Here is a 26,808-nt window from a genome sequence, read left to right as displayed (position 1 = left end):
TCAAAACTCCTACTATCTACTACCTATTGGCTCAATCTAGGCTAATGTTCAAATGCATAGGTTACAATATTAGCGCCCATTTGTAGAGCTTTCAGACGGACCTCTTGTGGATCGTTATGAATCTCTGGGTTTTCCCAGCCATCACCTAAATCACTCTCGTACGTATAAAGTAACACCAATCTCCCTTCGTAAGTAATGCCAAACGCTTGTGGGCGTGCATTATCGTGCTCATGTATTTTTGGGAGTCCCTGTGGAAATTTATATCGGTAGTTAAAAATTGGATGGTTGCCAGGCAGTTCTTTTAATTCAATATCTGGAAAAATTTTGACCATTTCTTTCCTCAAGTATTCGTCCATTCCATAGTTATCATCTATGTGAAGAAATCCGCCGCTTAGTAGGTAATTCCGAAGATTTTCGGCTTCTTCGGTGCTGAAGAATACATTTCCGTGCCCCGTCATATGCAAAAAAGCATAGTTATAAATATCTACACTTCCTGGCGCAACGGTTTCGGTTTCCCTGTTAATACTGGTATTGGCCTGTTCATTACAAAACTGAACCAAATTAGGTAAGGCCGTAGGATTCCCGTACCAATCGCCACCACCGCCATACTTTAAAACGGCTACTTCCTGGGCTACCAGGAGCGACGTTGTGCAAATTAATAGTACCAGTAAGATGTTCTTCATAGCGTTTAAAAATACAAATTTTAAAAAGGGAACAGCACAAAAGTTATACCTCATTTAGAAAAGCAACACTGTGGCAAGCCACGATAGCTGCGGTTTCTGTTCGTAAGCGTGAAATCCCTAAACTAACAGGCTCGAAACCCTTCTGTAAAGCTACTTCTATTTCAGTAGATGAAAAATCACCTTCAGGACCTATACAGATAAGAAGGTCACTTTTTGGCCGAATCAAACCTTTTAGAGACTGTTTATTAGTTTCCTCGCAATGTGCAATACATTTGATTCCCTTATAATCATCCTGACTTTCTATAAATTCTGAAAAAGATACTGCTGCATTTAATGTGGGGAGATATGCTTTAAGCGATTGTTTCATGGCACTTTGTAAAATCTTTTCGTAGCGCTCTGGTTTTATAACTTTTCGTTCACTGTGTTCGCAGAGGATTGGAGTGATTTCTGTAATGCCAATTTCAGTCGCTTTTTCCAGAAACCATTCGTATCTGTCGTTTAGTTTTGTAGGAGCAACTGCTAGGTGTAATTGGTAGGGGGTAGGCTCCTGGTATTCAATATTTAAAATACTACCAATGCATTGTTTAGGAGTAACCGATTGAAGTTTTACTTTAAAAAAATATCCTTTCCCATTTGTGGTGAATAATTCGTCACCAACTTGTTTTCTCAGAACTTTACCAATGTGTCTGCTTTCTTCTTTATCGAAGTGTATTTCAGTAGCTGTTTCGGTGATATTTGGATGGTAGAAAAGGTTCAATTTTTTAAATTTTCAGGTTCTTTCCAAAACACTTTTTTGGAATTTGAGATTTGTTTTGTGGAATTTTACTGACTTAGTTTCCATTCTGCGTGGGCAATGCCTAATTCTATAAAATGCTGTAATTGCGCTTCGGTTTTAAAACCTTCTTTTGCCACAAAAACGGATTCTTTCATGGGTTTGCCTGTAAAATCCATAGGAGTTACGTGGGGTAGGGCTAGTGTTTCTTCCATTTTCTCAGGCTTTACACGTACCATCAAGCGTTCTTTAGTTTCACCAACACACATTTTGCCTTTAAAGAGCATACAATGGCCCCCAAACATTTTCTTTTCAGTGATATGGGAAATCCAGGGGAGTGTGGCTACTTTTAAACGCCGTACAATTTCTTCGGAATGTGACATAAGCTTAGAGTTTAAGACGAGCGCTGGCTACAACATTTGTGTCAGCAAAGATACCTTGTTTGTATTTCAGTTCGCCCACCATGGCAATCATCGCTGCATTATCGGTGCAGTATTCAAATTTTGGAATGTGGGTTTTCCAGCCGTAAGTACTTTCAGCATCTTTTAAGGCTTTTCTAATTCCGCTATTGGCAGAAACCCCGCCACCTATAGCAATTTCTTTAATTCCCGTTTTCTTTACGGCATTTTTCAGCTTGTCCATTAAATAACTCACAATGGTATATTGTAAACTCGCACAAACGTCTTCTATGTTTTCTGAAATGAAATCTGGATTTTTAGCCGTTTCCCTTTCAATAAAATACAATACCGAAGTTTTTAAACCGCTAAAACTGAAATCCAACGGACTCACTTTCGGTTTTGGGAAAGGATATGCTTTGGGGTTTCCCTGCTGGGCGTATTTGTCTATCAAGGGACCGCCAGGGTAGGGAAGTCCCAGTATTTTAGCCGATTTATCAAAGGCTTCTCCAACGGCGTCGTCAATACTTTGTCCAATCACTTCCATCTCAAAATAGTGGGTCACCTTTACAATTTGGGTATGACCACCGCTTATGGTTAAAGCTAAAAATGGAAAATTGGGAGGGGTTTGTCCTTCGGCTTTAATAAAATGAGCCAAAATATGTGCTTGCATGTGGTTTACATCAATTAACGGAATGCCTAATCCAAGCGACAAAGACTTTGAAAATGAGGTTCCTACCAGCAACGAACCCATGAGTCCAGGACCGCTTGTAAAGGCTATGGCATGTAACTGTTTTTTGTCGATATTTGCTTGGCGTAACGCTTGATGTACCACAGGAACAATGTTCTGTTGGTGGGCACGCGAGGCAAGTTCTGGAACTACGCCACCATATTGGGTGTGTATTTCCTGAGTTGCCACAACATTGCTAAGCACAAGGCCGTTGTTAATAACAGCTGCTGCAGTGTCGTCGCATGAGGATTCAATTCCTAGGATGTAACAATTTGTTTCGTTCAAAGTAAAATGGCATATCTATTGAATGTCAAAATTAAAACATTACAACCGTATCAAAAAATTAAGGAAAATAATAATCAGGAGCTTCGTGATCTTTGTGTTGCTTCTCATCACTATTGTGATTATTTTTTCTATTCCTTCCGTACAAACCTATGTTGCCAAAAAGGTTACAAAAAATCTGAATGAAACCTACGGAACCGATATAAACATAGAACGCTTGGGCCTTAACTGGCGCGGTGAAGTAGACCTTAGAGGTGTTTTAATTAACGATCATCACGCAGACACGCTTATCTACGCTAAGGAACTACAAACCAATGTTTTAAGTTTTAGTAATTTAATTGGTGGAGATCTTGGGTTTGGAAATATAGATCTTGATCACGCAAGATTGTATGTAACCACGTATAAAGATGAAGAGAGTGATAACCTTTATATATTTTCAGAAAAATTTAATACCAATTCTACAGAAGAAGTAAAGCCATTTTCTATGTTTAGTAATGATTTAACTCTAACCAATAGTACGGTTAGAATCATTAATCAAAATCAGGAAACGCCCATGATTCTTTTTTTAAAGGAAGTAAATCTTGTGGCAGACGATTTTAAAATAACAGGACCCGACGTTACTGCCAACATTGAATCTCTCTCACTAGATGCTGAAAGAGGGTTTAGTATTAAAGATGCCCAAGGAGTTTTTTCCTATACTTCCGAAGCTATGACTATAGAGGATTTAATCCTTAAAACTGAAAAATCTATCCTACAGGGTGATCTCATATTTACCTATGGTGAAAAGGGATTAGGAGATTTTATTGATGGAGTGACTATTGATGCGACCTTTGAGGGAACAAAACTATCTACAGACGATATAAATGCGTGGTACAATGAATTTGGTCCCGATCAAATAGTAACTATTGACGGAAAATTTAATGGAACGCTAAACGATTTTACGTTTTCTGAAACGGAAATTACCTCAGAAGGAAATCAGATATACGGTACATATATAATTAAGAATTTACTGAATGAAGAAGATTTCAGTATAACTGCTCAAAATCACAGCATTCGAACCAGTTACTATGAGTTGCGACGCTTTATGCCTAGAATATTAGGGAATGTGTTGCCAGCGGAGTTAAAAGATTTTGGATCCGTTTCTTTCCAAGGAAACACTACCATCACCCAAACCAAATTAATCACTAACAGTGGCCTGACAACATCCTTAGGAACAGCAGATCTTGACCTAGAAATGAATAATTATACCGACCCAAACCGGGCTTCGTATACAGGTAATGCGGTATTAAATAAATTTAACCTAGGTAAATTGGCTGGAACTACTTCGTTGGGAAACATGACTGCAGATTTAACCTTTGATGGTAGCGGATTTTCACAAGAAACCGTGAATACCAAAGTAAAGGGGACGGTAAGCTCATTTACTTTTGAAGAGTATACCTATAAAAATATTAAGGTGGAAGGACGTTTAAAAAATCCAATTTTTGATGGCGATTTAATTATAGACGACCCAAACCTGAAAATGGAGTTTAAAGGCCTGGTAGATGTCTCTAAGGAGTACAATCAATTCGATTTTGAAGCAGATATTGAGTATGCCGAATTAAATAAATTAAATCTTTTCACCCGTGATAGTATATCGGTATTTGCCGGACGTGTGGTGATGGATATGGATGGAACCACTATTAATGATGCCGCTGGAACTATAGAATTTACTCAGACCTTTTACCAAACCACCGATAGAGATTTTTATTTCAACGATTTTTTAATTACTTCCTCTTTTGAAGGTCCTGTTCGCACCATTCAAATTCAGTCGCCCGATATTATAAATGGTAAGATCTCTGGCGAATTTTTACTGGAAGATATTCCAAACCTGTTTCAGAATAGTATCGCGAGCATTTACACAAACTACATCCCTGCTGAAGTCACCACCAACCAATACTTGAATTATGAATTTGAAGTATTTAACAAAATTGTAGATGTCTTTGTGCCAGAACTTCAATTAGGAAATAATACCAAGATTAAAGGTTCTGTAGCTTCAGACGAGTCTAAATTTCAGTTGGATTTTAAGTCGCCAGAGTTAATTGCGTTCGATTATTACTTTGGCAATGTAAATCTTCAGGTAGATAATGACAACCCTTTATTTAATACCTATGCTTCAGTAGACTCTGTATACACAGGAATTTACAATGTAACCGAACTTAGTTTAATCAACAAAACCATCAAGGACACCTTATTTATTCGTTCAGAATTTAAGGGAGGGAAAGCAAAAGAAGATCTTTTTAACCTCTCGTTGTATCACACTATTAATCCAGAAGGAAAGTCGGTTGTTGGCGTGAAAAAATCTGATATTACCTACAAAGAAAATGTATGGTATCTTAATGAGGATAATAACAATTTGAACAAGGTTACGTTTGACGACAATTTTTCCACCATAAAAATAGACTCCTTAGTTTTAAATCATGAAAACGAATATATTCAGCTAGCTGGCGTGCTTCGGGATTCTACATATAAAGATATAAAGGCTGAATTCCGTGATGTAAATATTGGGAATATTGTACCACCTGTGGATAGCCTAAGGTTAAAAGGAAATGTAAATGGAAAGCTTAATTTCCTTCAGAAAAACGGCGCGTATTATCCAAATTCTACCGTCACCATAGATGGCATTGACATTAACGACATTGCTTTTGGGGATTTAGTTTTAGATATTAGAGGCAATGAAACGCTATCAAAATACACCATAAACACAACACTTACCAACGATGGGGTAAAATCTATTAATGCTCGGGGCGATATAGATGTGTCTAAAGACAACCCAATGATTAACATGCTTGTGGATTTAAATGAATTCAATATGCAAGCGTTTAGCCCATTTGGAGGCGATGTTGTTACAGATATTAGAGGGTTAATTTCTGGAAACGCACGGGTGAGTGGTAATTATAAATCGCCAGATATATTGGGACGCTTTAATTTGGAGGGTAGCGGCTTAAGAGTTCCGTATTTAAATACAGATTTTGATATCGATAACGGCACACAAATCTCGGTTACCAAAGATAAATTTGATATAGGAAGCACAGGCATTACCGATACTGAATACAATTCTAAAGGAACCTTAAGCGGTTTTGCGAGCCATACCAATTTTAGTGATTGGGAATTGGGACTCCACATTGAAACAGACAATCTTCTGGCTTTAAACACTCCTAAAACCGAAGATGCGCTTTACTATGGTACTGCCTTTATTAGTGGGACAGCAGACATTACAGGTCCCGTAGACGAATTAACTATTGATGTAGAAGCTACGACCCAACCTAACACTTCGTTTAAGATACCCATTAGCGATACACAGAGTTTAGGAGAAGATACCTTTATTACCTTTCTATCTCCTGCCGAAAAGGAAGCTTTAATGAGAGGAGAAGTCCTGGTTGAAAAAGAAGTAAAAGGATTAAAACTGAATTTTGACCTGAACATTACAAAAGACGCCGAAGTTGAAGTAGTGGTGGATCAAGAAAATAACAGCAAACTCACTGGAAAGGGTGTTGGGATTTTATACATTCAGATAAACACACTTGGAAAGTTTAAGATGTGGGGAGAATATACCGTAATTGATGGTATTTTCGATTTTAGATATGGAGGCTTAATACAAAAAAATATTGGCATTGTACCGGGTGGATTCATTGTATGGGAAGGCAATCCAGAAAGAGGAAAAATAAATCTTACCGCCAAATACGAAACTGACGCAAATCCGTCTGTTTTATTGGACAATCCAGCTGTAAATAGAAAAATACCTGTAAATGTATTGGTAGATTTAAAAGGGGAACTTATCCAGCCAGAAATCGAATTTAGGATAGAATTTCCCAGAACTACTTCCACTGTAAGAAGTGAACTGGAATACAAATTGCAAAACCAAGAACAACGTGAACGTCAGGCATTATTTTTGGTAGCGTCAGACGCTTTTGTAAATGACGACTTTGGTGGAGCGGGAGCCTTTACCGGAACTTTAGTAGATCGCGTTTCAGGATTGGTAAACCAGTTGTTTACAGACAAGGATAGTAAGTTTAGTGTAGGACTAGACTATTCTCAGGGGACAAATTTACCCAATCAGCAAACCGCAGATCAGGTAGGGCTTACTTTTTCGGCAGATATCACCGAACGTATTCTCGTTAATGGCAAGGTAGGCGTACCCGTTGGAGGTGCTACAGAAAGTACCGTGGCAGGAGATTTAGAAGTTCAATGGTTAGTAAACGAAGATGGAAGTTTACGGATTAACTTTTTTAACCGCCAGGCGAACATTCAATTTATTGGAGAGTCACAGATTTTTGAACAAGGAGCAGGTATTTCGTATTCGGTAGATTTTGATACGTTTAAAGAACTCATGGACAAGCTGTTCAATAAAAAAGTAACTATCGAAGAAGATACGGATATTCCAGTAACTCCAGACGACAATACCTTTCCTATAGACTTTAACGACGATGGGAAACAAGAAGACAATGAGTAAGCTATTAGAAGCTGGCGATCATTGAGATTTCAACATTCACAAATTTAGGTAGGTTTGCTACTTCAACCGTTTCACGGGCCGGGGCGGTTGCCTCATTAAAATACCGTGCATATACTTCGTTTATCGCACCAAAATTATTCATGTCGCTGATAAAAATGGAAGTCTTCAGCACGTGTTCAAAGCTCATTCCTGCTTCTTTTAAAACAGCCTTCATATTTTCCATTACTTGCTCGGTTTCGGCTTTAATGTCGTCCATAACCAATGCTCCTGTTTCAGGATGCAATGCAATTTGCCCAGAGGTGTACAACATATTTCCTTTTAAAATCGCTTGATTATAAGGCCCAATAGGAGCAGGGGCATGTGGAGTGTTTATGATTCTTTTCATAGTATTTAAGTTTATCGTTTTAACTGTAAAGGAAAATAATATTTAATTTTTAAGATGTCACACGGAGCGCAATCCGAGACTAGTAACACGCGAAAGTTGTATTCACTTTTACTGCGCTCAGTGTAACAGTAAAAGGTATTTTTAGCTCTAGTAATGTAAAAAGTTCTCGATACAATTTTATTAAAAGCATTACAGAAGTCTTAAATCCAGAATCTTGAATTTACAAATTTCTATCCGGCTCTCTACGCTTATCGTATTTAATATCACTCAATATCGAAGATTTAATTCCCACAAAGAAATACCACGCCGTATTGGTAGCTCCAATGGGTGTCCAGTTAAAGGACAAACGCCAGCTCTCCAAATCTCGCTCAAACCTAAGCTGTGTTAAGGTTACTCCTTTATTCGTAAAATCGTACCCACTGGAAACACCTACTTGCCATCGGGGTGAAAGCTCTACATTGGAACTAAACATGAGCGACTGGGAGGATATTTCGCTTTGTCGCTGAAGGTTATTGTAGGTTATAGTGTATGCCAACCTGAGATCCCAGGGAATATCAAACTGGTACCAATCTTTATCGGCGCTATTGCCATTTTCTTTTTCCTTATTAAACGAACTATCTCCAATATCCTGCCCGGTACCAAACAAATCGTCTGGTCGTCCCCCATTAGCAAATGTTTCATCATCCAATCGATCTGTATTGTCTGGATTGTCTACTTCAAAATCTTTACTGGAGAAACTATAATTAAGAGAAATATTACCATTGGTAAGGCGAAATAAGCTTCCGCCGTTATCTATGTTGAACTTGTCTATCTTTTGGTTGTTGTTATCTAATGCGTACGGATCCAGGGATCCTGTGAAGTTGACATCCAATTTAGGCACAACGGGTATATTTCCTGTAAAACGAAGCGGGCTCCAAGGCAGCGAGTCGCCAGCAAGATTATAGGCTGTACTGAAGTTTAAGTTGTTCAATAACACTATTTTCTTAGGTTCTGTAGCTGTGGTATCCTTATCCCGTACTTTGGCTTCAAAGCTGTTACTTAAGGACATTCCTATGTTACTAGAATAGGTTGAATTAGGCGCGCCATATAAGGTATTCTGAAAACGTGAAAACTCAACGATTTCAGCAGCTAGATTGGGATCTGCCGTTGGCACCTGTAATTCTTCGTAGTACTGATCAAAACTAGGGTTAATGTTGTAGCTCACACTGGGTCTCACAATATGGCGTAATTTCTGAAATTTAGTGTCTTCTCCAAAATTGAAAGTTCCATAAAATGTAGTACCTAGACTGGTGGAAAAGTTATAGGTAAGATACCGGTCAAAACCTTTTAAAGTATCAATCACCACAGCTCCCTGACCCTCATTTGCAGTAGCATCATAGGTTCTATTGGTCGTATTGCCTACCCACGTTTCTTGCAAATTAGTGCTTACAGAGGAACTTAAATATTTTAATATTTTGAAATTAGTACTTACCGGGATAGTATGTCGCGCTCCCAGTTGTGCGGTTTCAAACATTTCAGGCTTAAAGAAAAGCGAATCTGTTGTCTGAAAGCGATTTTCTGCAGCCAAATCATACTGAAAGTTTATGTTTTCAATAATTCCACTTTTCACTCCATCTTTGGGAGCAAACGGAAAGACTCTGGAAACACTCGCATTTATATTTGGCAAGGACATATTTATTTCTTGCGTATTGGTGTTTTGAGTATGTGTTGCTGCCGCAGTAAAGTTTACCTGTGGTTCCCCCTCAAAGGTCTTGGAATATGAAACCGAAGAACTTAGCGTGTTTACCAAGCCACTACCATTATTGGTCTGGTTAATAGATTGTCTAAAATAACGGCTACTCCCCAAATTTACCGATGCCGAAAAACGTGATGATGGATTGGACTTAGCATCTTGACTATGGTTCCAACGTATGTTATAAACAGATGACTGACTAAAATCCGGGAAACCACGTTCGCTGTCTATTAAACTTTCGTAGCGCACATTAAAATTCCCTCTATACTTGTAGCGTAGGGCATAGGCAGCCTCTCCCCGAAGACCGTAACTGCCGTTTGTATAATAATCTCCAAGTATCGCTAAGTCTACATAATCGTTTATGGCAAAATAATAACCACCATTCTGAAAGAAAAAACCTCTATTGTTATTATCCCCAATGGAGGGAATAATAAATCCTGAAGCCCTATCTTCAGTAAGTGGGAAGTATGCAAAAGGAAGCCCCAAAGGGGTGGGAACATTGGCTATATACATATTGGTGAGCCCTGTTACAATCTTCTTCTTTGGTACAAATTTGGCTTTACGGGTGTAAAAGTAATATTCCGGATCCTCAAGATTTGTAGAAGTGGTAAAGCGAACATTTTTCAAAAAAATTACAGAGTCATTTTCTTTTTTGGTGACTTCGGCTAAAACATTAAATCCGTTTTGTTCGGTTCTGGAATTGTAGACTATTGCTTTTTGTGTCTTTGTATTGAACTTCATGGAGTCTGGCTCTACTCTGTTTTGCGCTTGTACAAAGACAGGCCGCTGTGAATACGTTCCTGCACTGTCAATTCCTTTGGCGAATACTTCATTGGTATTATAATCTAAGATAATTAAACCTGCATCTATTCGCATATCTTCATATACAATGTACGCTTTGTTGTACATATATATTTTTTGATTTGTTTGATCCATGAAGATATAATCTTCTCCATAATAATCTACAACACCTGTAAGAAAGTCTTCTTTTTTCTTAATAGAGTCGTTTTTGACAGTGTCGTTAACAATTTCTAACCGTTCCGTGACGATAGGTTTTACATTAACAGTGGTGGTATCTTCTTTTGTTTCAGTAGTTGAGGGGATAAGCACCTCATTTTTATTGGGTAGGTCTTGTGCATAGACAAGAGCACTGTTTATGAACAGTACTATGTAGATAAGTAAGTAAGAACGCCGTTGATTCTGCAACACTAGAAACCTATTATTTTATAACTTTGGTTCAGTTTTTGAAAGTTCAAAAGTAAGCATATTTTTTCGCCTACTATTTCAATACTATCAAATTTCAACCCACGTTAGAGATATATGAAATACCTAACTATCTGTAATGATTTAACGACGAATTAATAAGGAGCGTATTTCAATTTTCGACAAACATTAAAATTTTAAAAAAAAACACATGAAAAAAATACATATAGTTTTTACGTTATTGCTCATAGCGGCTTCCATTGGATACGGTTTTTCTGGCAAGAAGAACGATACCACAAAACCTTTTGTGGTTGTTTTGGATGCTGGCCATGGAGGAAAGGATTCCGGAAACAGGGGGAATGGGTTTTATGAAAAAGATATTGTCCTGGATGTTACACTCCAAGTGGGGAGGCTATTAGAGAAACAGCCAAACATTAAAGTGGTCTATACAAGAACTACCGATGTATTTGTCGATTTAAACAAAAGAGGCCCTATTGCCAATAAAGTTGATGCGGATATTTTTGTTTCTATTCACTGTAATTCACATAAAACTCAGGCATACGGAGTCGAAACTTTTGTAATGGGTGTGGATAAATCTGGACAAAATTTAGAAACTGCCAAAAAAGAGAACGAAGTTATTTTTTTAGAAGAAAATTACGAGGAAACGTATGCTGGTTTTGACCCGAGCTCTCCAGAATCTTTAATTGGGTTAACATTAATGCAGGAAGAATACCTTGACCAAAGTATCTTATTGGCGGGTTTAATTCAAAATAACATTATAAATAATTTAAAACGAAAAGATAGAAGTGTAAAATCTGCTCCTTTCTGGGTATTGCACAGTTCGTATATGCCAAGTGTTCTCGTCGAGCTTGGTTTTTTGACCAACAATAATGAGGGGCCTTACGTAAATTCCAAAAAAGGACGTAAAGAATTGGCCAATGAGATTGCTAATGGGATTCTCAATTATAAAAAGAATATTTCTCTGGCTACAGATAGTTCTCAAAATCCTGTGATTACGGAAGAAGAAATAGATAAAGCCATAGAAACCACCGAAAAGAACGAATACAAAGGTGTAGAATTTAGAGTACAATTGGCAGCATCTGCTAAAAAATTAGACACGAAGCCCTCTAATTTTAAAGGACTAAAAGATGTAGATAGAAAAAAAGAAGATGGACTTTATAAATATTATTATGGGGAAACTTCAGATTATAATAAAATTCAGTTAATGAAAACCTTTGCGCAGGAAAAAGGATATTCCTCTTGTTATGTGGTAGCCTTTGAAGATGGAAGAAAGAAAAATCTTTCAGAAGTGTTAAAAAGCCAAGATAAATAGAAGTTATTTCTATAACTTTGTTCAATAACCCAAATACATCAAATTTTTGAGACTCTCAAGAGAAGTAAAGACAGGAATTCTAGCTATTGGAGCTATATTACTCTTCATATTTGGCTATAGCTATTTAAAGGGAACCAACCTATTGGAAAAAAATAGAACCTTCTTTGTAAAGTACCAAAACGTAGAAGGTTTGGGCCAAGGAGCTCCTGTTACTATTAATGGGCTCAAAGTAGGAAAAGTTCAAAAAATAGATTTTGCTAATGCCAAAGGAGGTTTAGTGGTAAGCTTTACCGTGGAGCGAGATTTCGAATTTTCTAAAAATAGTATCGTACAAATCTATAGCACAAGTCTTATTGGCGGTAAATCTGTTGGGATCTTTCCCATTTACGACCAGTCTGGTATAGCTCAATCCGGAGATACGCTGGTGGGCGATGTGCAAGCTGGAATGCTGGACGAATTCAGTAAAACCCTAGCTCCCCTTGAACAAAAATTACAAGCTACTTTAGGCGTGGTGGACTCTTTATTAATCTCGTTTACTGCAATTATAGACGAAGATACCCGTACCGATTTAAAGAACGCTATTTCTAACCTTTCCGTAGCCACTAAGAATTTTGGAAGTTTAAGTGGTAAAGCAGACCAGTTACTGGGCAGAAACGGTGAAAAACTGGATAGAACCTTTTCAAACCTGGACAACACCGCGGCCAATTTTGCAAAACTTTCTGATTCTTTAGCACAAATTGAAGTGGGACAAATAGTTCAGAACCTGGAAGATGCCAGCAACGGACTTAAAGAAGTGGTGGACAAAGTGAACAACAAAGAAGGTAGTGTAGGCAAATTATTGAATGACGATGCAGTATACGAAAACCTTGAAGGCGCCACAAGACAGTTAGAAGAATTACTGCAAGATTTAAAATTAAACCCAAAACGCTACGTACACTTCTCTTTGTTTGGGAAACGTGACAAAGGGTACAAAGATCCTGAAGACCCAGAAAAATAGCCCATGCAATATATTCCTAACATCTTATTTTTTGTAGCATTGGCTGCAGGTATCGGGTATTTTACAATAAACATCCGTAAAGTAATAAGCCGTATAAAATTAGGGCAAGAAGTAGACGCTAGTGATAACGTTAAACAACGCTGGAGCAATGTCTTCCGTATTGCACTAGGACAAAGTAAAATGGTGGTTCGTCCCGTGGCAGGAGTATTACACCTTGTAGTGTATGTTGGGTTCGTAATCATAAATATTGAAGTCCTTGAAATTATTATAGATGGATTGTTTGGCACCCACCGGGTTCTTTCGGTTTTAGGCCCTGTATACGATTTCTTGATTGCTTCATTTGAAATTTTAGCACTGTTGGTTTTGTTAGGTGTCATTTTCTTTTGGACACGCCGTAACCTTCAGAAAATAAAACGTTTTTGGGCTCGTGAAATGACGGGCTGGCCTAAAAATGATGCCAATTATATTCTTTATTTTGAAATGGTACTTATGGTATTATTTCTTACCATGAATGCTGCAGACCTTGCCCTACAAAACGGAGTAGTATCTGGGGCTTATACAAGTGAAACTGCTAGCCATTATGTACAAGTAGGTTCCTATCCTATTAGTCAGTTTATCGCTCCTCTATTTGAAGGGATGGCAGAAGGCACCCTTATTATAGTTGAAAGAAGCGCTTGGTGGCTGCATATTTTAGGCATTCTAGTGTTCTTAAATTATTTATATTTCAGCAAGCATTTACATATAATTCTTGCCTTTCCAAATGTATACTACGGAAGGGTACGCCCTAAAGGACAATTTAAAAATTTAGATTCGGTTACTAATGAGGTGAAATTGATGATGGATCCTTCAGCAGATCCCTATGCAGCGCCAGCCGAAGGAGCCGAAGCCTCAGCAAAGTTTGGAGCTAGCGATGTGATGGATTTAAGTCGCACACAATTATTGAACGCCTACACCTGTACAGAATGTGGCCGTTGTACGAGCGAATGTCCCGCGAATCTTACTGGTAAAAAATTATCACCACGTAAAATTATGATGGATACCCGTGACCGTTTGGTGGAAGTTGGGAAAAATGTAGAGGCCAATGGAGGCGTGTTTAAAGACGACGGTAAACAATTGTTAGATGACTATATTTTACGGGAAGAATTGTGGGCGTGTACTACCTGCAACGCCTGTGTGGAAGCGTGTCCGGTAAGTATAGATCCCTTAAGCATTATTATGGATATGCGTCAGTATTTGGTGATGGAGCAATCTTCCGCGCCAAATGAGCTGAACGTAACCATGACCAACATTGAAAATAACAGTGCACCGTGGCCCTTTAACCAGATGGATAGATTGAATTGGAAAAATGAAGTATAGATGAAAAAGGAAGCAGCAGAAAAATTACTACACGAAAAGGTTGAAGGAGGCGAAACGGTTAGTCCCGTACTACCCAAAGGTGTTAAAAACTATTTAATAGATATAGACGGCACCATTACCGAAGACGTTCCCAATGAGCAACCCGAACGTATGGCAACCTGTGAACCTTTTCCAGATGCTCTTAAAACTCTTAATAACTGGTACAAACAAGGGCATTTAATATGTTTCTTTACGTCAAGAACCGAAGACCATAGAGAAGTAACCGAAACCTGGTTACAAAAACATGGTTTTAAATACCACTCCTTATTAATGGGAAAACCACGAGGAGGCAATTATCACTGGGTGGACAACCACTTGGTAAAAGCCACACGCTATAAAGGAAAATTTACAGACCTGATAGACAAAGAAGTGACCATTCAAGTATTTGAAGATTAGAAATACATCATCTGTTAACAATCAAACGTTAATAGTAAAATAAAATATAGTTTAGCTTGGTTAAGCACATTCGTTTAACCTTTAACATACAACCTTTAATTACTACCATGAGCGAAGCGATACAAGTTCCAACAATGGCCGAATATATGGCGCAAGGCAAAAAACCTGAAGTACTTTTCTGGGTAGGTTGCGCAGGAAGTTTTGATGACCGGGCCAAAAAAATAACGAAAGCGTTTGTAAAATTATTACACAATGCCAAAGTAGATTTTGCGGTGTTAGGAACTGAAGAAGGTTGCACAGGAGATCCTGCAAAGCGTGCTGGGAACGAGTTTTTATTCCAGATGCAAGCCATGATGAATATTGAAGTGCTCAACGGCTACGAAATTAAAAAAGTGGTGACTGCGTGCCCGCACTGTTTTAACACTATAAAAAACGAATATCCCGGACTAGGCGGTACGTACGAAGTAATGCACCACACACAATTTTTAAAGTCTCTCATGAATGAAGGCAGATTAAAAGTTGAAGGTGGGAAATTTAAAGGCAAACGCATCACGTTTCACGATCCTTGTTATTTAGGCCGGGCAAACGGTGAATACGAAGCCCCACGCGAATTACTTCAAAAACTGGAAGTAGAACTTACCGAGATGAAACGCTGCAAATCCCGTGGTTTATGTTGTGGCGCCGGTGGCGCGCAAATGTTCAAGGAGCCAGAACCGGGAGACAAGGACATCAACATAGAACGTACAGACGAAGCCTTAGACACCAAACCAGATATTATCGCTGCAGGTTGTCCATTCTGTAACACGATGTTGACCGATGGTGTTAAAAATTTCAATAAAGAAGGAGACGTAGCGGTGATGGACGTGGCCGAAATGATTGCCAGCGCGCAGGACTTGTAAACACCTCTTCAGAATAATCTGAAATATCCTAAAACTTAAAGTATAAAAAGAAAGCTTTTTTGTCGCCAATCGTATTGATGAGCGACAAAAAAGCTTTTACAGTTTCTATCAGTTTCAGTTTCTTTATGAATACTAAAGTCTCCTAATTATAAACGGATTGCGCCATATCCAGCATCCCATAACTTCTTATTATACGCTGGAAGTTTGCTTTTTTGCAAAACATTCCCGGTAGCTTTTAGCTGTTGCCATTGTACGTCCAGTTCCGTTTTTCTATCGATGGAAGATTGATTTACACGAGGTAAACTACTACTGGTTTGGTTCAAAAGGAATAAATATTCGGCAGTGAATTTGTTTTCAAAATTTTCAACATCATCATATGCTTGGGAACGACGCTGCACCATTAGTTCATCCCAAGCTTCTAGTTCTTTTAATAAAGCTTCTCCTTCAGCAACTAATGCTGGGTGTTTTTTTGATGCTTTCATATCTTTCAACAACTTGGTGATATCATCCTGTGCCGTTTTCAGGGTGTTTACCTGATGGTGCATTTGAGTGATATTGTTTTCAACTTCACTCATAAAAGTATCGTATTCAGTAAACTGAGAAGATGAAATGTTATACGCTTCATTATTTTTTATAGTCACCTGTTGTTTAACAGATTGACCTTTGTAATCTAAAGTAGCCATATAGGTTCCTGGACTTACTTTACGACCTTCAAAACCAGCTTCTATATAGACTCCAGGAACGCCAGGAACAATAGCGTTTTGCATATTCCATACAAAACGATTTAAGCCTTCTTTTTTGGAAAGCACCGGGGCTGGGGGAGCACCACCGCCGTTGTGTGGAATGTAACTTTCGTCTTTTGTTGAAGTGTATGTATTGATAACTTTTCCATCGGCATTGGAGATGGTTAGTGTTACGGCTTCATCTTTAGAAATAGTTGGTAAATAGTAGTACAATTCCACACCATTTACGGGATTTACACCTTCAAAATCCTGTGTTCCATTAAAGGAATCGCTGCTCATACCGCTTCCCCAGTTGCCGTAGGTTATGGGTTCGGGGGTATAGAGTTTAAAATCTTTATTATTTTGCTGAAATTGAGACACTAATGATAGGTTGTCCAAAATCCAAAACGAGCGTCCCGAAGTAGCTACGATTAAATCGTTTCTATGTACTTTAAGATCGGTAACAGGAGTAACAGGCAAGTTAAGCTGAAAAGGCTGCCACGAAGCTCCGTCGTTAAACGAAATATATACGCCTTGCTCAGTTCCCGCATACAGAAGCCCTTTTGTAGTTTCGTCCTCCCGAACCACTCTTGTGTAAGAGCCATTTGGAATGCCGCTACTAATATTAGTCCAGGATTTCCCATAATTGGTACTCTTATACAAAGCTGGCGTATAATCGCCTAATTTATACTTAGTAGTTGCAATATATACCGTGGCAGGGTCGTGTGGGGAAACTTCAATAGCATTTACAAGGGTTTCACCAAGATTTTTTGGAGTAATATTTTGCCAGGATTTACCATTATCCTGTGTTATGTATACATAACCATCGTCACTACCACTATAAAAAACACCTGCTGTATGCGGCGATTCCACCAAATAGCTTAGCGTTCCATAATTTTCGGCACCTACGGCTTCATTGGTGTAGGGACCACCGCCTTTTCCTTGTTTTTCGTCTATATCACGGGTTAAGTCGGGTGAAAACTCTGTCCAGGTTTTACCAAGGTCAGTCGATTTTAAAACTAACTGAGCTCCGTGATAGATGGTTTGCGGTTCGTGTTGTGACCATACTATGGGTGCGTTCCAGTTGTAGAGGTACTTCATATCGCGCGCTGCTCTTCCCAAATATTGAATGGGGGCCGCCATGACCTGTGTACTGGCTTTACTTTCCATATCCAATACTTCAATGGTGCCCAGATAACTACCACCTACTGTAAGTTTCGGGTTGTCCTTATCGAAAGCTAAAAAAGCACTTTCTCCACCTGCTGCTGCAGACCAATCGCTTTGGGAAATACTGTAACTCCCAGGACTCATACTCGCAATTTTAACGGACGTATTATCCTGTTGGCCTCCGTAAATATTATAGGGATATAGATTGTCTACATTAATTCTATAAAACTGCGCTGTAGGCATAATATCCTGTGAGGACCAGCTGTCGCCAAAATTGAATGAAACGGCAGCCCCACCATCATTAGCGATCACCATATTTTTTGAATCTTTTGGATTAATCCATAAATCGTGATAATCTCCATGAGTACCCGTAATGCGTTCCCATGTTTTACCCCCGTCTTTGGTGCGAAGGGCTGGGGCACTTAATACATAGACAGTTTCGTCGTTATTAGGATCTATATACAATTCAATATAATACCATGCACGTTGTGTCAACCGGTTGTCTCCACTTGCTTGGGACCAGCTTTTACCTGCGTTGTTAGATACATATAAGCCGCTTTGGTCGGTTTGGGTATCACTTTCAATAAGAGCATATACTTTATTACTATTGCTTCGGCTCACGGCAATAGCCATTTTACCCATTTCTTTTGGTAAGGCGTCTTCCAAGCGCTCCCAGGTTTCACCAGCATCTGTACTTTTGTAGAGACCGCTGCCTTCGCCACCGCTTATTATTTTCCAGGGCGTGCGTTGGTGGTGCCACATAGCTGCGTACAACACTTGCGGATTATTATAATCCATAGACAATTCGGCTGCTCCTGTAAAATTGTTTACAAATAATGTTTTTTTCCATGTAACGCCACCATCTGTAGATTTGTAAATACCCCGCTCTGCTGTTGGGCTAGGATATTTTCCTTGTGCTGCTACATATACAATATCTGGATTGGTAGGGTGAATCACAATTCTGGAAATCTGCTCGGTAGGCGTTAACCCAATATGTTTCCATGTTTTTCCAGCATCGGTAGATTTATAAACTCCATCGCCGTATGAGGTCATTACACCACGAATAGCGTGTTCTCCCATTCCCACATATACAATATTAGTATTGCTTTCTGAAACTGCTACAGCGCCTATCGTTCCCGTTTTAAAAAACCCATCACTTATGTTGTTCCAGTGAGCGCCGGCATCTTCGGTTTTCCAGAGGCCACCACCTGTGGTTCCCATATAATAGGTGAGTGGATTGTCCACTACTCCAGAAGCTGCTACAGAACGACCCCCACGGTAGGGACCAATATTTCTGTATTTCATTGGAGAAAAATAGTCTTCAACTTGTTGCCCAAAAACGGTAAGTGTTGAAAAGACGAATACTAGGAGAAAATAAGTGTGTTTCATAGTTTTTGTTTGGTTGCTTAAAAATATAGAAAATCAAAAGAACCACCGCAGGAAAAAGTAGTTGGAGGTGTTAAATTTTCGAATAAACTTTATCCCAGCTCTAAAGGGAGGTGTATTCTCAGGGAATTAAATATTTTTTGAGAATTTACTTCAACAGCATTGGACTTGATACTGTGTGAAATTTGTCCGTGCAGCAGTTTTTTAGCTTAGAGTTTATGCACTTTCGTTAAATAAAACACAAACGTTGTAAATCACTTGGTTCACAGGCATTGTTTGAAGTATCTTAAAAAAATAAAAGAAAAAACTATGAGTGAAGTAAAAGCATATGGCGCAAAAAAACAAGCAGCCAGTTTAGAAGAAATGACTATTGAACGTCGGGAATTACAACCAGACGATGTACATATTAAAATTACCTACTGTGGTGTTTGCCATAGCGATATACACACCGTTCAGAACGATTGGGGAAATTCAAAATACCCAGTGGTTCCAGGTCACGAAATTATAGGAAAAGTAGTTGCCGTGGGGGATAAGGTTTCCAATTATAAAAAAGGAGATTTGGTAGGTGTTGGTTGTATGGTAGATTCCTGCCGTGAGTGTAGCGCCTGTAAAGACGATTTGGAACAATTCTGCGAAAAAGGAATGGTGGGAACTTACAACGGACCTAATAAACATCTTGGCGGTCATACGTTTGGTGGGTATTCACAAGAAATTTTAGTAGATCAAAATTATGTACTTTCTATTCCTGAGAATTTGGATGAAAAAGGAGTAGCTCCTTTATTATGTGCTGGAATTACAACCTTTTCGCCTTTAAATCATTGGGGAGTAAAAAAAGGGGACAAAGTAGGAGTTATTGGTTTAGGCGGACTAGGCCATATGGGAATTAAATTTGCCGCAGCCATGGGCGCTAAAGTGGTGATGATTACAACGTCACCTGACAAAGCGAAAGATGCTAAACGCCTAGGAGCAGACGAAGTTCTTATCTCCAAAGACGAAGACGATATGAAAAAGCATAAAGGCTCTTTTGATTTTCTACTGAATACCGTCCCGGTTGGCCACGATATTAATCCGTACCTAGAATTATTGAAACGCGACAGCACTATGGTACTAGTTGGTGCCATTGAACCTTTGGAAAAAATGCACGGTGGCAATCTTATTTTAGGAAGAAAGCGTGTAGCTGGATCCTTAATTGGCGGCATAAAAGAAACACAGGAAATGCTAGACTTCTGCGGAAAACACAACATTGTGAGCGATGTAGAAATGATTGATATAAAAGAAATCAACAAAGCCTACAAGCGTGTTGTAGACAGTGATGTGAAGTATCGATTTGTGATCGATATGGAATCTTTAAATTAATAAAAAAATTATTTTAATTTAATAAAACCCCGATGCTTTTGGCATTGGGGTTTTTTACGGTATAGAATTGCCAGTGATTTTTCAGTTATAATTTGTTAATTAAAAACGAACAGTATAAGTTCAACAGTAATTTGTTTAACTTTATATCCTCACCAATTTATTATTTTAAATATGCCAACTTATTTCCGAAAATTTTCTTTCTCGTTATTAATTTTTAGTTCAATTACTTTACTAGCCCAGGATTTTGAAGCCTTTCAATATCGAAATGTGGGACCATTGCGAGGAGGTCGTGTTACTGCTGTTACTGGTATTCCAGATATTCCTGGCACCTTTTTTTTAGGAGCAACAGGAGGTGGTGTGTGGAAATCTGATGACTATGGAACTACGTGGTACAATGTCTCGGATGGTTTTTTTGATACCCCTTCCATTGGCGCTATTGAAGTAGCCCCAAAAAATTCAAACATTGTCTATGTTGGAACAGGTTCAGATGGACTAAGAAGTAATGTAATTAGCGGAAAAGGGATGTATAAATCTGTGAACGGCGGAACCTCCTGGGAACATATTGGATTAAAAGATGTAGGGCAGATTGGCGCTGTTGAAATTGATAAAAAAGATTCAAACATAGTATATGTGGCTGCTATTGGTGATGCTTTTAAGAATAACAAAGAACGGGGAATCTATAAAACGGAAGACGGCGGAAAATCATGGAAACAAATCCTCTTTGTTTCAGAAGAAACGGGATTTTCAGATTTGGAAATTCATCCTAAAAAACACAACGTGCTCTATGCAGCAGCCTGGAAAGGACAACGTAAGCCTTGGACCATTATTTCAGGGGGTACCAATGCTGAAGGTGGTATTTATAAGTCAAAAAATGGAGGAAAAGATTGGGAAAAGCTGAACAATGGCTTACCACAAGGTCTTATTGGCAAAATAGATTTAGCCGTTTCAGCAGACAACCCAAAAGTATTGTATGCCATAATTGAAGCCGAAGGTGATGACCGAGGCCTCTATAAATCTGAAGACGAAGGAAAATCGTTTGTGCACGTTTCCGATGATATTCGGTTAGTAAACCGTCCTTTTTATTATACCAATGTAGAAGCAGACCCCAACAATGCAAACATCGTTTTCTCGATGGCAAACCCGGGATTGAAGTCGGAAGACGGCGGTACTACCTGGAAATTTTTTGACGTACCCCACGGAGATAACCACGATATCTGGTTAAATCCTAACGATTCAGAGTTACTAATTCAAGCGAATGATGGCGGTGCAAATGTGAGCCATAACGGCGGGAAAACGTGGTCTACACAATTTAACCAGCCCACTGCAGAGCTGTATCAAGTTGAGGTAGACGACCAATATCCGTATTGGTTATATGCTGGAATGCAGGATAATTCTAGCACCATTGCAGTACCTAGCTTTCCACCCAGTTCTGTTCAGAATCCAGAAACGGGATGGCTCATCAATACCGGAGGTTGCGAAACGGGTCCAGGGGTTCCCAAACCAGGAGACCATAATATTGTATATGCAAACTGTAAAGGACGATTTAGTGTGTTTGACAAACGCACAGGAACCGAAAAAGGCTATTATGTAGGAGCTTCCAATATTTATGGACACAATCCAAAAGACTTAGAGTACCGTTTTCAACGTGTGTCTCCCGTTCACGTATCGCCCCATAATCCAGATGTAGTATATCACGGGTCTCAATTTTTACATAAAACTACTAACGACGGGTTGGCGTGGGAAACTATTTCTCCGGACTTAACAGCCTTCGAAGCAGATAAACAAGTAAACTCCGGGGCGCCAATAACCAGAGATATTACTGGAGAAGAATACTACAGCACTTTGTATTCTATTCGTGAATCCAGTTTGGTTGAAGGTTTAATCTGGACAGGGTCTAATGACGGAGTAATTTCGGTAACTAAAGACGGCGGGGAAACCTGGACAAATGTAACGCCTTCAGGTCTTCCGAAAGGAGGAAGAGTAGAATCTGTAGAACCCTCTAAGTTTAATGCTGCCAAAGCTTATATAGCAGTAGACATGCATTTGCTGGGTGATACAAAACCATACCTTTATAAAACATCAAATTACGGACAATCCTGGGAATTATTGAGCAATGGAACTAATGGGATTCCTTCAGATTTTACTACGCGCGTACTTCGGGAAGATCCTGAACGTGAAGGCTTATTGTTTGCTGGAACCGAATTCGGCATATTTGTTTCTTTTAACGATGGAAGTACCTGGATGAAATTTCAGCAAAACTTACCAGTGACTCCTGTTACCGATCTTAAGATATTCCGAGGAGATTTAATTTTAAGCACCATGGGTCGTGGTTTTTGGATTTTGGATAATATTACCGCTTTGCGCCAACCGGAAATTAATAGCCTGAATACTTCTGCCGTCTTGTTTAAGCCAGACACTATTATTCGCTATCGCTATCCAACTATTAGAGGCGTTTCGGGTTTACAATATCCAGAGACAAGTGTGAATATAGATTATTTTATTCCGGAAGCGTATCGTGGAAGTGTACAACTGGATATTCTGGATGAAAACCGAATGAACATTACGACCATCTTAAGTGATAGTACGTTGCTGAAAGCGTTAGCCGCATCTGCAATTAAGATAGATACTGTAAAAACGGAAGTACAGGAGCAAGAAGGTGTTAGCGAGGTTACCGAAGTAGAAGATATGCAACTAAGCCAGATTTTTCGGTATACAGATGAGAAACTAAGTTCAAAACCTGGCTTGCATCGCTTTGACTGGGATTTAAAACAACGTGGCGCTTGGGATAAAGACATTAAAAGACGTTACAAAAGAGGTCCAATAGTTGCCCCTGGTAATTATATTGCAAAACTAACTGTGGGCGCTCAAACCTACGAGCAGCCTTTTAGCATTGTGCCAGATCCTAAAGTGCTAGCCGAAAATTTCACCGTTGAAAATATAAAGGAGCAGTTAGCATTTCAGAATAAAGTACTCTTCCTGCTTTCTGAAGCAAAACAACTGGAAGCCGATTTAGAAACACAATTAAAAGGGTTAAAAGAAACCGATGCAAGTACGGACTCTAAGTCACTTTCTAAGGTAGAAACTACACTACAAGCGTTAAAAAATGAAGAAGGTGCTTATCCGCAGCAAATGCTTGTATCGCAAATATCGTATTTATTAAATATGGTAAGTGGCGCAGATCAGGTGCCGGGAGAAGAGGCAGAAAAGCGGTATGAAGTACTTACCCTTCAGTTAGCGGAATTAATGGACTGAAACTAAATAAACATACTTACTCCAAGTGTAGCCCAATCCATTAAGATTGGGCTACTTAGTTTTAAAACTTACAAGCAGCAGCTACCAATGGAATCGCGTTCATGACGTCCCAAATAGGATTCCCAAACTCCTTTGGCGAAAACCTGAATACGACTACAGTTTTCTTTTCAGTTTTACAATAATACTGCGTAGCGAGCACGTGTAAAATCATCATCTCCTTGGTGTACCTACCTTCGTATAGACGTATTTTTCCTGTAAAGTATGATGTGTTTTCGGATTCTTGAGATTTTATAAACAGCGCATTGGTAGGTAAAATAGTTTCGCCATTCTTCAAATCCCGAATATTCATTAACCCATCAAAATAGTATTCAAGATACGTTTCAAAATGGGTTGTAGTTAAAGGAGCTTCAGCTTTTACATCCCAGGCAAAAATATAAGACCAAAAATCTGGACTTTCTTCCTTGGACCAACCCGGAGGGAAAATGGCTTCTTCATAGCCTTCCAACGGAATCTCCTGCGCAAAACCAATGGGAAAGGTAAATATTTCTTGCGTCCAGGTAGTATCGGCTTTTAAGAGATGCTTCTTTTCGGTATCCTGCGCCAGTAAAAAGAGCGAACAAAATAGGAGGGAAGTAGTAAAGATATACTGTTTCATTTGTGTGGTTTAAAATTGCAAGATAGCTTCAAATTCAATAGCATCTGAGAGCGCTTCATTTTTAATACTGTTATTGTAAGTAACTCCCCAACGGGTTCGGTCTATTTTGAATTTAGTTGTTACTTGCTTTTTTTCCTCGTCTGCAAAAGCTTTAAATTCAATTGGAAGGGTAATTCCTTTTATAGTTAGGTCTGCAAAAATTTTATGTTCGTTTCCATTTTCGTAATACGCGACTTTTTTCATTTTTAATGTTGCTTTCGGATATTTTTTAACATCAAAAAAATCTTCGTTTTTGAGATGACCTACAAGACCTTCTTTGCCTTCCGGATTTTCAATATCATTGTTGGTTATGGTATTCATGTCAATTTCAAAAAAACCACCTGTAATATTTTTATTGGTGGTGTGCAATTCGCCTTTTGTAAAAGATACGTTACCGTCGTGCCCCCCGAAATAGAACATATACGTTCCTTTCCATTCTAAAGTGCTCTTACTAGTGTTTAACTGATACGTTTTTTGTGATTGACCAGTTACTGTAAGACTGGTTAAAATGATGAATGTAATAAGTAGTTGTTGCATGATGTTTTTATTTTTCAGCTAAACTATATGGGCAGCACTACAAAAGTGTCAAAAGAATGCAAAAGAAGTGTCAACAGCTGTAAAAATTCAGTAAATAGGCTGTTATTTGTAGTAATGAACAAGACAATCCAGACCTGGTTTAGAATTTTCGGAATTAGTGCAGCCCTGTCGCTTCTAATTGCGTGCAGTACTAAAGAGCAAGAAATACCTACTGAAGAGGTAAAAGTTGCCTTGCGATCTATTGGAAATCAAATTTTGATAGCTCAAAACGATACCACTTCCTTGGTATTACCTATACTGGAGAAATCGCCCACCTTGTTTGAACTGTCTTTTGAAAAACCACTGGCTTTTGATCCAGCCGATTTAAACCAGATTACAACCTCAGTTTTTGAGAGCGTTACTATTCCTAACAACTATATTGTTGAAGTACTACAATGTGAAGATGGGGAAGTGGCTTACAGTTATAAAATAGCCAACCAAACAGAACAAAATATTATTCCTTGTAGTGGACGGATTATTTCAGAAGGATGTTATACCATACAAGTAAAATTTATGAGCAAAGAAGTAGCTTCAAAGAATGCAACTTTATTTTTTGTACTTATTTTTTTGGTAGTATTATTTTTAGGGTTTGTTTTTTATAGTAAATACCACGCGTTCCATTCAGAAAAAGAGACTAAAAGGGGAACAAGTTTAGGGCATTTTAGTTTTTATCCTGAACAGAATAAATTGGTGAAAGAAGCGCAGGAAATTCCGTTAACTCAAAAAGAATGTGAATTATTGGCAATTTTAATAGAACACCCTAACCAAGTGGTAAAACGCGAAGAACTCACCAAAAGAGTTTGGGAAGACAACGGCGTAATCGTGGGGCGAAGCTTAGACACCTACATCTCCAAACTTCGGAAAAAATTAGAGGACGATGCCACTATAAAAATTACAAACGTACACGGGGTAGGGTATAAGCTAGAAATTGATAGGTTAGTATAGGCGGCAAACCTATACTACGTAAGTGCTTTGTAAAAAAAATACCTATCGTTCATTATTACCCACAGTACACGGACAATCGCTCAAGGCTTGAAGTAAATCAAAGCCAATGGTAACAGAATGCGTCCCTGAATTATAGTTTGTAAGCTCATTTAAGGTTATTTGATACGCGTATGAAAAATAAATGATTGATTTCTTAATACCAATCATTGGACCAATACTCAAGGGTTTCATAATTTGGTCATTCAAAAAACGATACGAACCACCTACCCAAAAATAATCGTTGTCTCTATTGAACTTACGATACTTCAAATTAATATCGGTACTGGATCTTTGGTCACTGGCAAATAACTGATAGAATACCGATGGTTCAAATTGGGAATAATTCTCACTCTTAATAACATATCCTGTATATAGTTGAAGGTTTAATAAACTTTGAGGCTCAAAACCAGTAAAGTTTTCTGTATCCTTTTGCAGTAGATTATTAGCATTAAAACTCATAAAAAAAGTTCGGAATCTATACAATGCACCTACATCAAAATTAATATTTGTAGTCTTTCGGTTATCTCTTATACTGGGATCTATAAAAGGAATATCGTATGTTGTTTCAAAATTTTCAATATCAATTTTAAAACTATTCATATTGTAGGATATTCCTAGTGACAAATACTGTTTCGTTTTATAATCGAGGATAAGATGATGTGCATACGATATTTTAAAGCCTTGTTGTCTTGTGTTTCCATTTTTATCATTGTACATAGAAAACCCCACACCTGTTCTATTTGCTATCCTTATATCGGCATAGAGTGCTTGGTTTTGGGGCGCGTCTTTTATTCCTACCCATTGCATCAAGCCATTGGCTCGAACTCTGAAATTATCTCCAATTCCAGCAAAGGTAGGAGATACCACAAAATCATTATCGGCTAAGTATTGACTAAAGACAGGTAAATTTAACTCTTGCGAATAGCTTTGAAAGGCCAGTAAGACGAGTATGTATTTTATAATTTTTCTCATAAGAGTAG

Annotated in this window: 19 protein-coding genes; 9 read left to right on the top strand and 10 right to left on the bottom strand. The window is 38.5% G+C overall.

Features of this window, described 5'->3' with window-relative positions; all coding sequences use genetic code 11:
* Positions 1-41 precede the first annotated feature (41 nt).
* The 4 genes from ACQ2HF_RS12285 to tsaD all read right to left on the bottom strand — a co-directional run bounded on the left by ACQ2HF_RS12285 (position 42) and on the right by tsaD (position 2,865).
* The gene (locus ACQ2HF_RS12285) at positions 42-683 is read right to left on the bottom strand and encodes a DUF4159 domain-containing protein (RefSeq protein WP_432410712.1); all 642 of its coding nucleotides are present in this window, start codon (positions 681-683) and stop codon (positions 42-44) included.
* Between the two features lie 43 nt (positions 684-726).
* On the bottom strand, positions 727-1,440 hold the full coding sequence (locus ACQ2HF_RS12280) for a 16S rRNA (uracil(1498)-N(3))-methyltransferase (protein ID WP_432410711.1): 714 nt from the start codon (positions 1,438-1,440) through the stop codon (positions 727-729).
* A 65-nt stretch (positions 1,441-1,505) separates the two neighbouring features.
* On the bottom strand, positions 1,506-1,838 hold the full coding sequence (locus tag ACQ2HF_RS12275; RefSeq protein WP_432410710.1) for a TfoX/Sxy family protein: 333 nt from the start codon (positions 1,836-1,838) through the stop codon (positions 1,506-1,508).
* Between the two features lie 4 nt (positions 1,839-1,842).
* Positions 1,843-2,865, bottom strand: coding sequence for a tRNA (adenosine(37)-N6)-threonylcarbamoyltransferase complex transferase subunit TsaD (gene tsaD / locus ACQ2HF_RS12270; RefSeq protein WP_432410709.1), 1,023 nt, complete (start codon positions 2,863-2,865; stop codon positions 1,843-1,845).
* A 22-nt stretch (positions 2,866-2,887) separates the two neighbouring features.
* Here tsaD and ACQ2HF_RS12265 point away from each other — a divergent pair, with 22 nt between their 5' ends.
* Positions 2,888-7,351, top strand: coding sequence for a translocation/assembly module TamB domain-containing protein (locus ACQ2HF_RS12265; RefSeq protein WP_432410708.1), 4,464 nt, complete (start codon positions 2,888-2,890; stop codon positions 7,349-7,351).
* 4 nt (positions 7,352-7,355) lie between these two features.
* On the opposite strand, the gene ACQ2HF_RS12260 is transcribed toward ACQ2HF_RS12265, so the two are convergent.
* Positions 7,356-7,736 (bottom strand): RidA family protein, encoded by a 381-nt coding sequence (locus ACQ2HF_RS12260; RefSeq protein ID WP_432410707.1) that lies wholly within the window; start codon positions 7,734-7,736, stop codon positions 7,356-7,358.
* A 220-nt stretch (positions 7,737-7,956) separates the two neighbouring features.
* Positions 7,957-10,677 (bottom strand): putative LPS assembly protein LptD, encoded by a 2,721-nt coding sequence (locus ACQ2HF_RS12255; RefSeq protein WP_432410706.1) that lies wholly within the window; start codon positions 10,675-10,677, stop codon positions 7,957-7,959.
* A 205-nt stretch (positions 10,678-10,882) separates the two neighbouring features.
* Here ACQ2HF_RS12255 and ACQ2HF_RS12250 point away from each other — a divergent pair, with 205 nt between their 5' ends.
* The 5 genes from ACQ2HF_RS12250 to ACQ2HF_RS12230 all read left to right on the top strand — a co-directional run bounded on the left by ACQ2HF_RS12250 (position 10,883) and on the right by ACQ2HF_RS12230 (position 15,691).
* Positions 10,883-12,004, top strand: a complete 1,122-nt coding sequence (locus tag ACQ2HF_RS12250) for an N-acetylmuramoyl-L-alanine amidase family protein (RefSeq protein ID WP_432410705.1) — start codon at positions 10,883-10,885, stop codon at positions 12,002-12,004.
* A gap of 46 nt (positions 12,005-12,050) precedes the next feature.
* Positions 12,051-13,001, top strand: a complete 951-nt coding sequence (locus ACQ2HF_RS12245) for an MlaD family protein (RefSeq protein WP_432410704.1) — start codon at positions 12,051-12,053, stop codon at positions 12,999-13,001.
* Between the two features lie 3 nt (positions 13,002-13,004).
* Entirely contained in the window at positions 13,005-14,357 is a 1,353-nt protein-coding gene (locus ACQ2HF_RS12240; RefSeq protein WP_432410703.1) for a 4Fe-4S dicluster domain-containing protein, read from the top strand.
* The gene (locus ACQ2HF_RS12235; RefSeq protein ID WP_432410702.1) at positions 14,358-14,792 is read left to right on the top strand and encodes an LNS2 domain-containing protein; all 435 of its coding nucleotides are present in this window, start codon (positions 14,358-14,360) and stop codon (positions 14,790-14,792) included.
* Positions 14,793-14,899: 107 nt separating this feature from the next.
* A complete protein-coding gene (locus tag ACQ2HF_RS12230; RefSeq protein WP_432413093.1) occupies positions 14,900-15,691 on the top strand; it encodes a (Fe-S)-binding protein in 792 nt (263 codons plus the stop codon).
* 146 nt (positions 15,692-15,837) lie between these two features.
* Here ACQ2HF_RS12230 and ACQ2HF_RS12225 read toward each other — a convergent pair whose 3' ends face one another.
* Positions 15,838-18,969 carry a WD40/YVTN/BNR-like repeat-containing protein gene (locus ACQ2HF_RS12225; protein WP_432410701.1) on the bottom strand — a complete coding sequence of 1,044 codons (3,132 nt, stop codon included), beginning with the start codon at positions 18,967-18,969 and terminating at the stop codon, positions 15,838-15,840.
* 306 nt (positions 18,970-19,275) lie between these two features.
* Here ACQ2HF_RS12225 and ACQ2HF_RS12220 point away from each other — a divergent pair, with 306 nt between their 5' ends.
* Both ACQ2HF_RS12220 and ACQ2HF_RS12215 read left to right on the top strand, forming a co-directional pair.
* On the top strand, positions 19,276-20,322 hold the full coding sequence (locus tag ACQ2HF_RS12220) for an NAD(P)-dependent alcohol dehydrogenase (RefSeq protein WP_432410700.1): 1,047 nt from the start codon (positions 19,276-19,278) through the stop codon (positions 20,320-20,322).
* Between the two features lie 171 nt (positions 20,323-20,493).
* Positions 20,494-23,574: a WD40/YVTN/BNR-like repeat-containing protein gene (locus tag ACQ2HF_RS12215; protein WP_432410699.1), complete on the top strand. Its 3,081-nt coding sequence runs from the start codon at positions 20,494-20,496 to the stop codon at positions 23,572-23,574.
* A gap of 61 nt (positions 23,575-23,635) precedes the next feature.
* Here the strand turns inward: ACQ2HF_RS12215 and ACQ2HF_RS12210 are convergent, their stop codons facing one another.
* Positions 23,636-24,229, bottom strand: a complete 594-nt coding sequence (locus ACQ2HF_RS12210) for a hypothetical protein (protein WP_432410698.1) — start codon at positions 24,227-24,229, stop codon at positions 23,636-23,638.
* A gap of 9 nt (positions 24,230-24,238) precedes the next feature.
* Positions 24,239-24,805, bottom strand: coding sequence for a YceI family protein (locus ACQ2HF_RS12205; protein WP_432410697.1), 567 nt, complete (start codon positions 24,803-24,805; stop codon positions 24,239-24,241).
* Between the two features lie 114 nt (positions 24,806-24,919).
* On the opposite strand from ACQ2HF_RS12205, the gene ACQ2HF_RS12200 reads away from it, so the two are divergent.
* On the top strand, positions 24,920-25,789 hold the full coding sequence (locus ACQ2HF_RS12200) for a winged helix-turn-helix domain-containing protein (protein WP_432410696.1): 870 nt from the start codon (positions 24,920-24,922) through the stop codon (positions 25,787-25,789).
* Positions 25,790-25,831: 42 nt separating this feature from the next.
* Here ACQ2HF_RS12200 and ACQ2HF_RS12195 read toward each other — a convergent pair whose 3' ends face one another.
* Positions 25,832-26,800 carry a PorP/SprF family type IX secretion system membrane protein gene (locus ACQ2HF_RS12195; RefSeq protein WP_432410695.1) on the bottom strand — a complete coding sequence of 323 codons (969 nt, stop codon included), beginning with the start codon at positions 26,798-26,800 and terminating at the stop codon, positions 25,832-25,834.
* Between the last annotated feature and the right edge of the window lie 8 nt (positions 26,801-26,808).

Source organism: Rasiella sp. SM2506 (assembly GCF_050859505.1).
In the GTDB taxonomy this organism is placed as follows: domain Bacteria; phylum Bacteroidota; class Bacteroidia; order Flavobacteriales; family Flavobacteriaceae; genus Marinirhabdus.
Note: the sequence above shows the minus strand (reverse complement) of the source record. Positions and strands in the feature narration are given on the sequence as shown.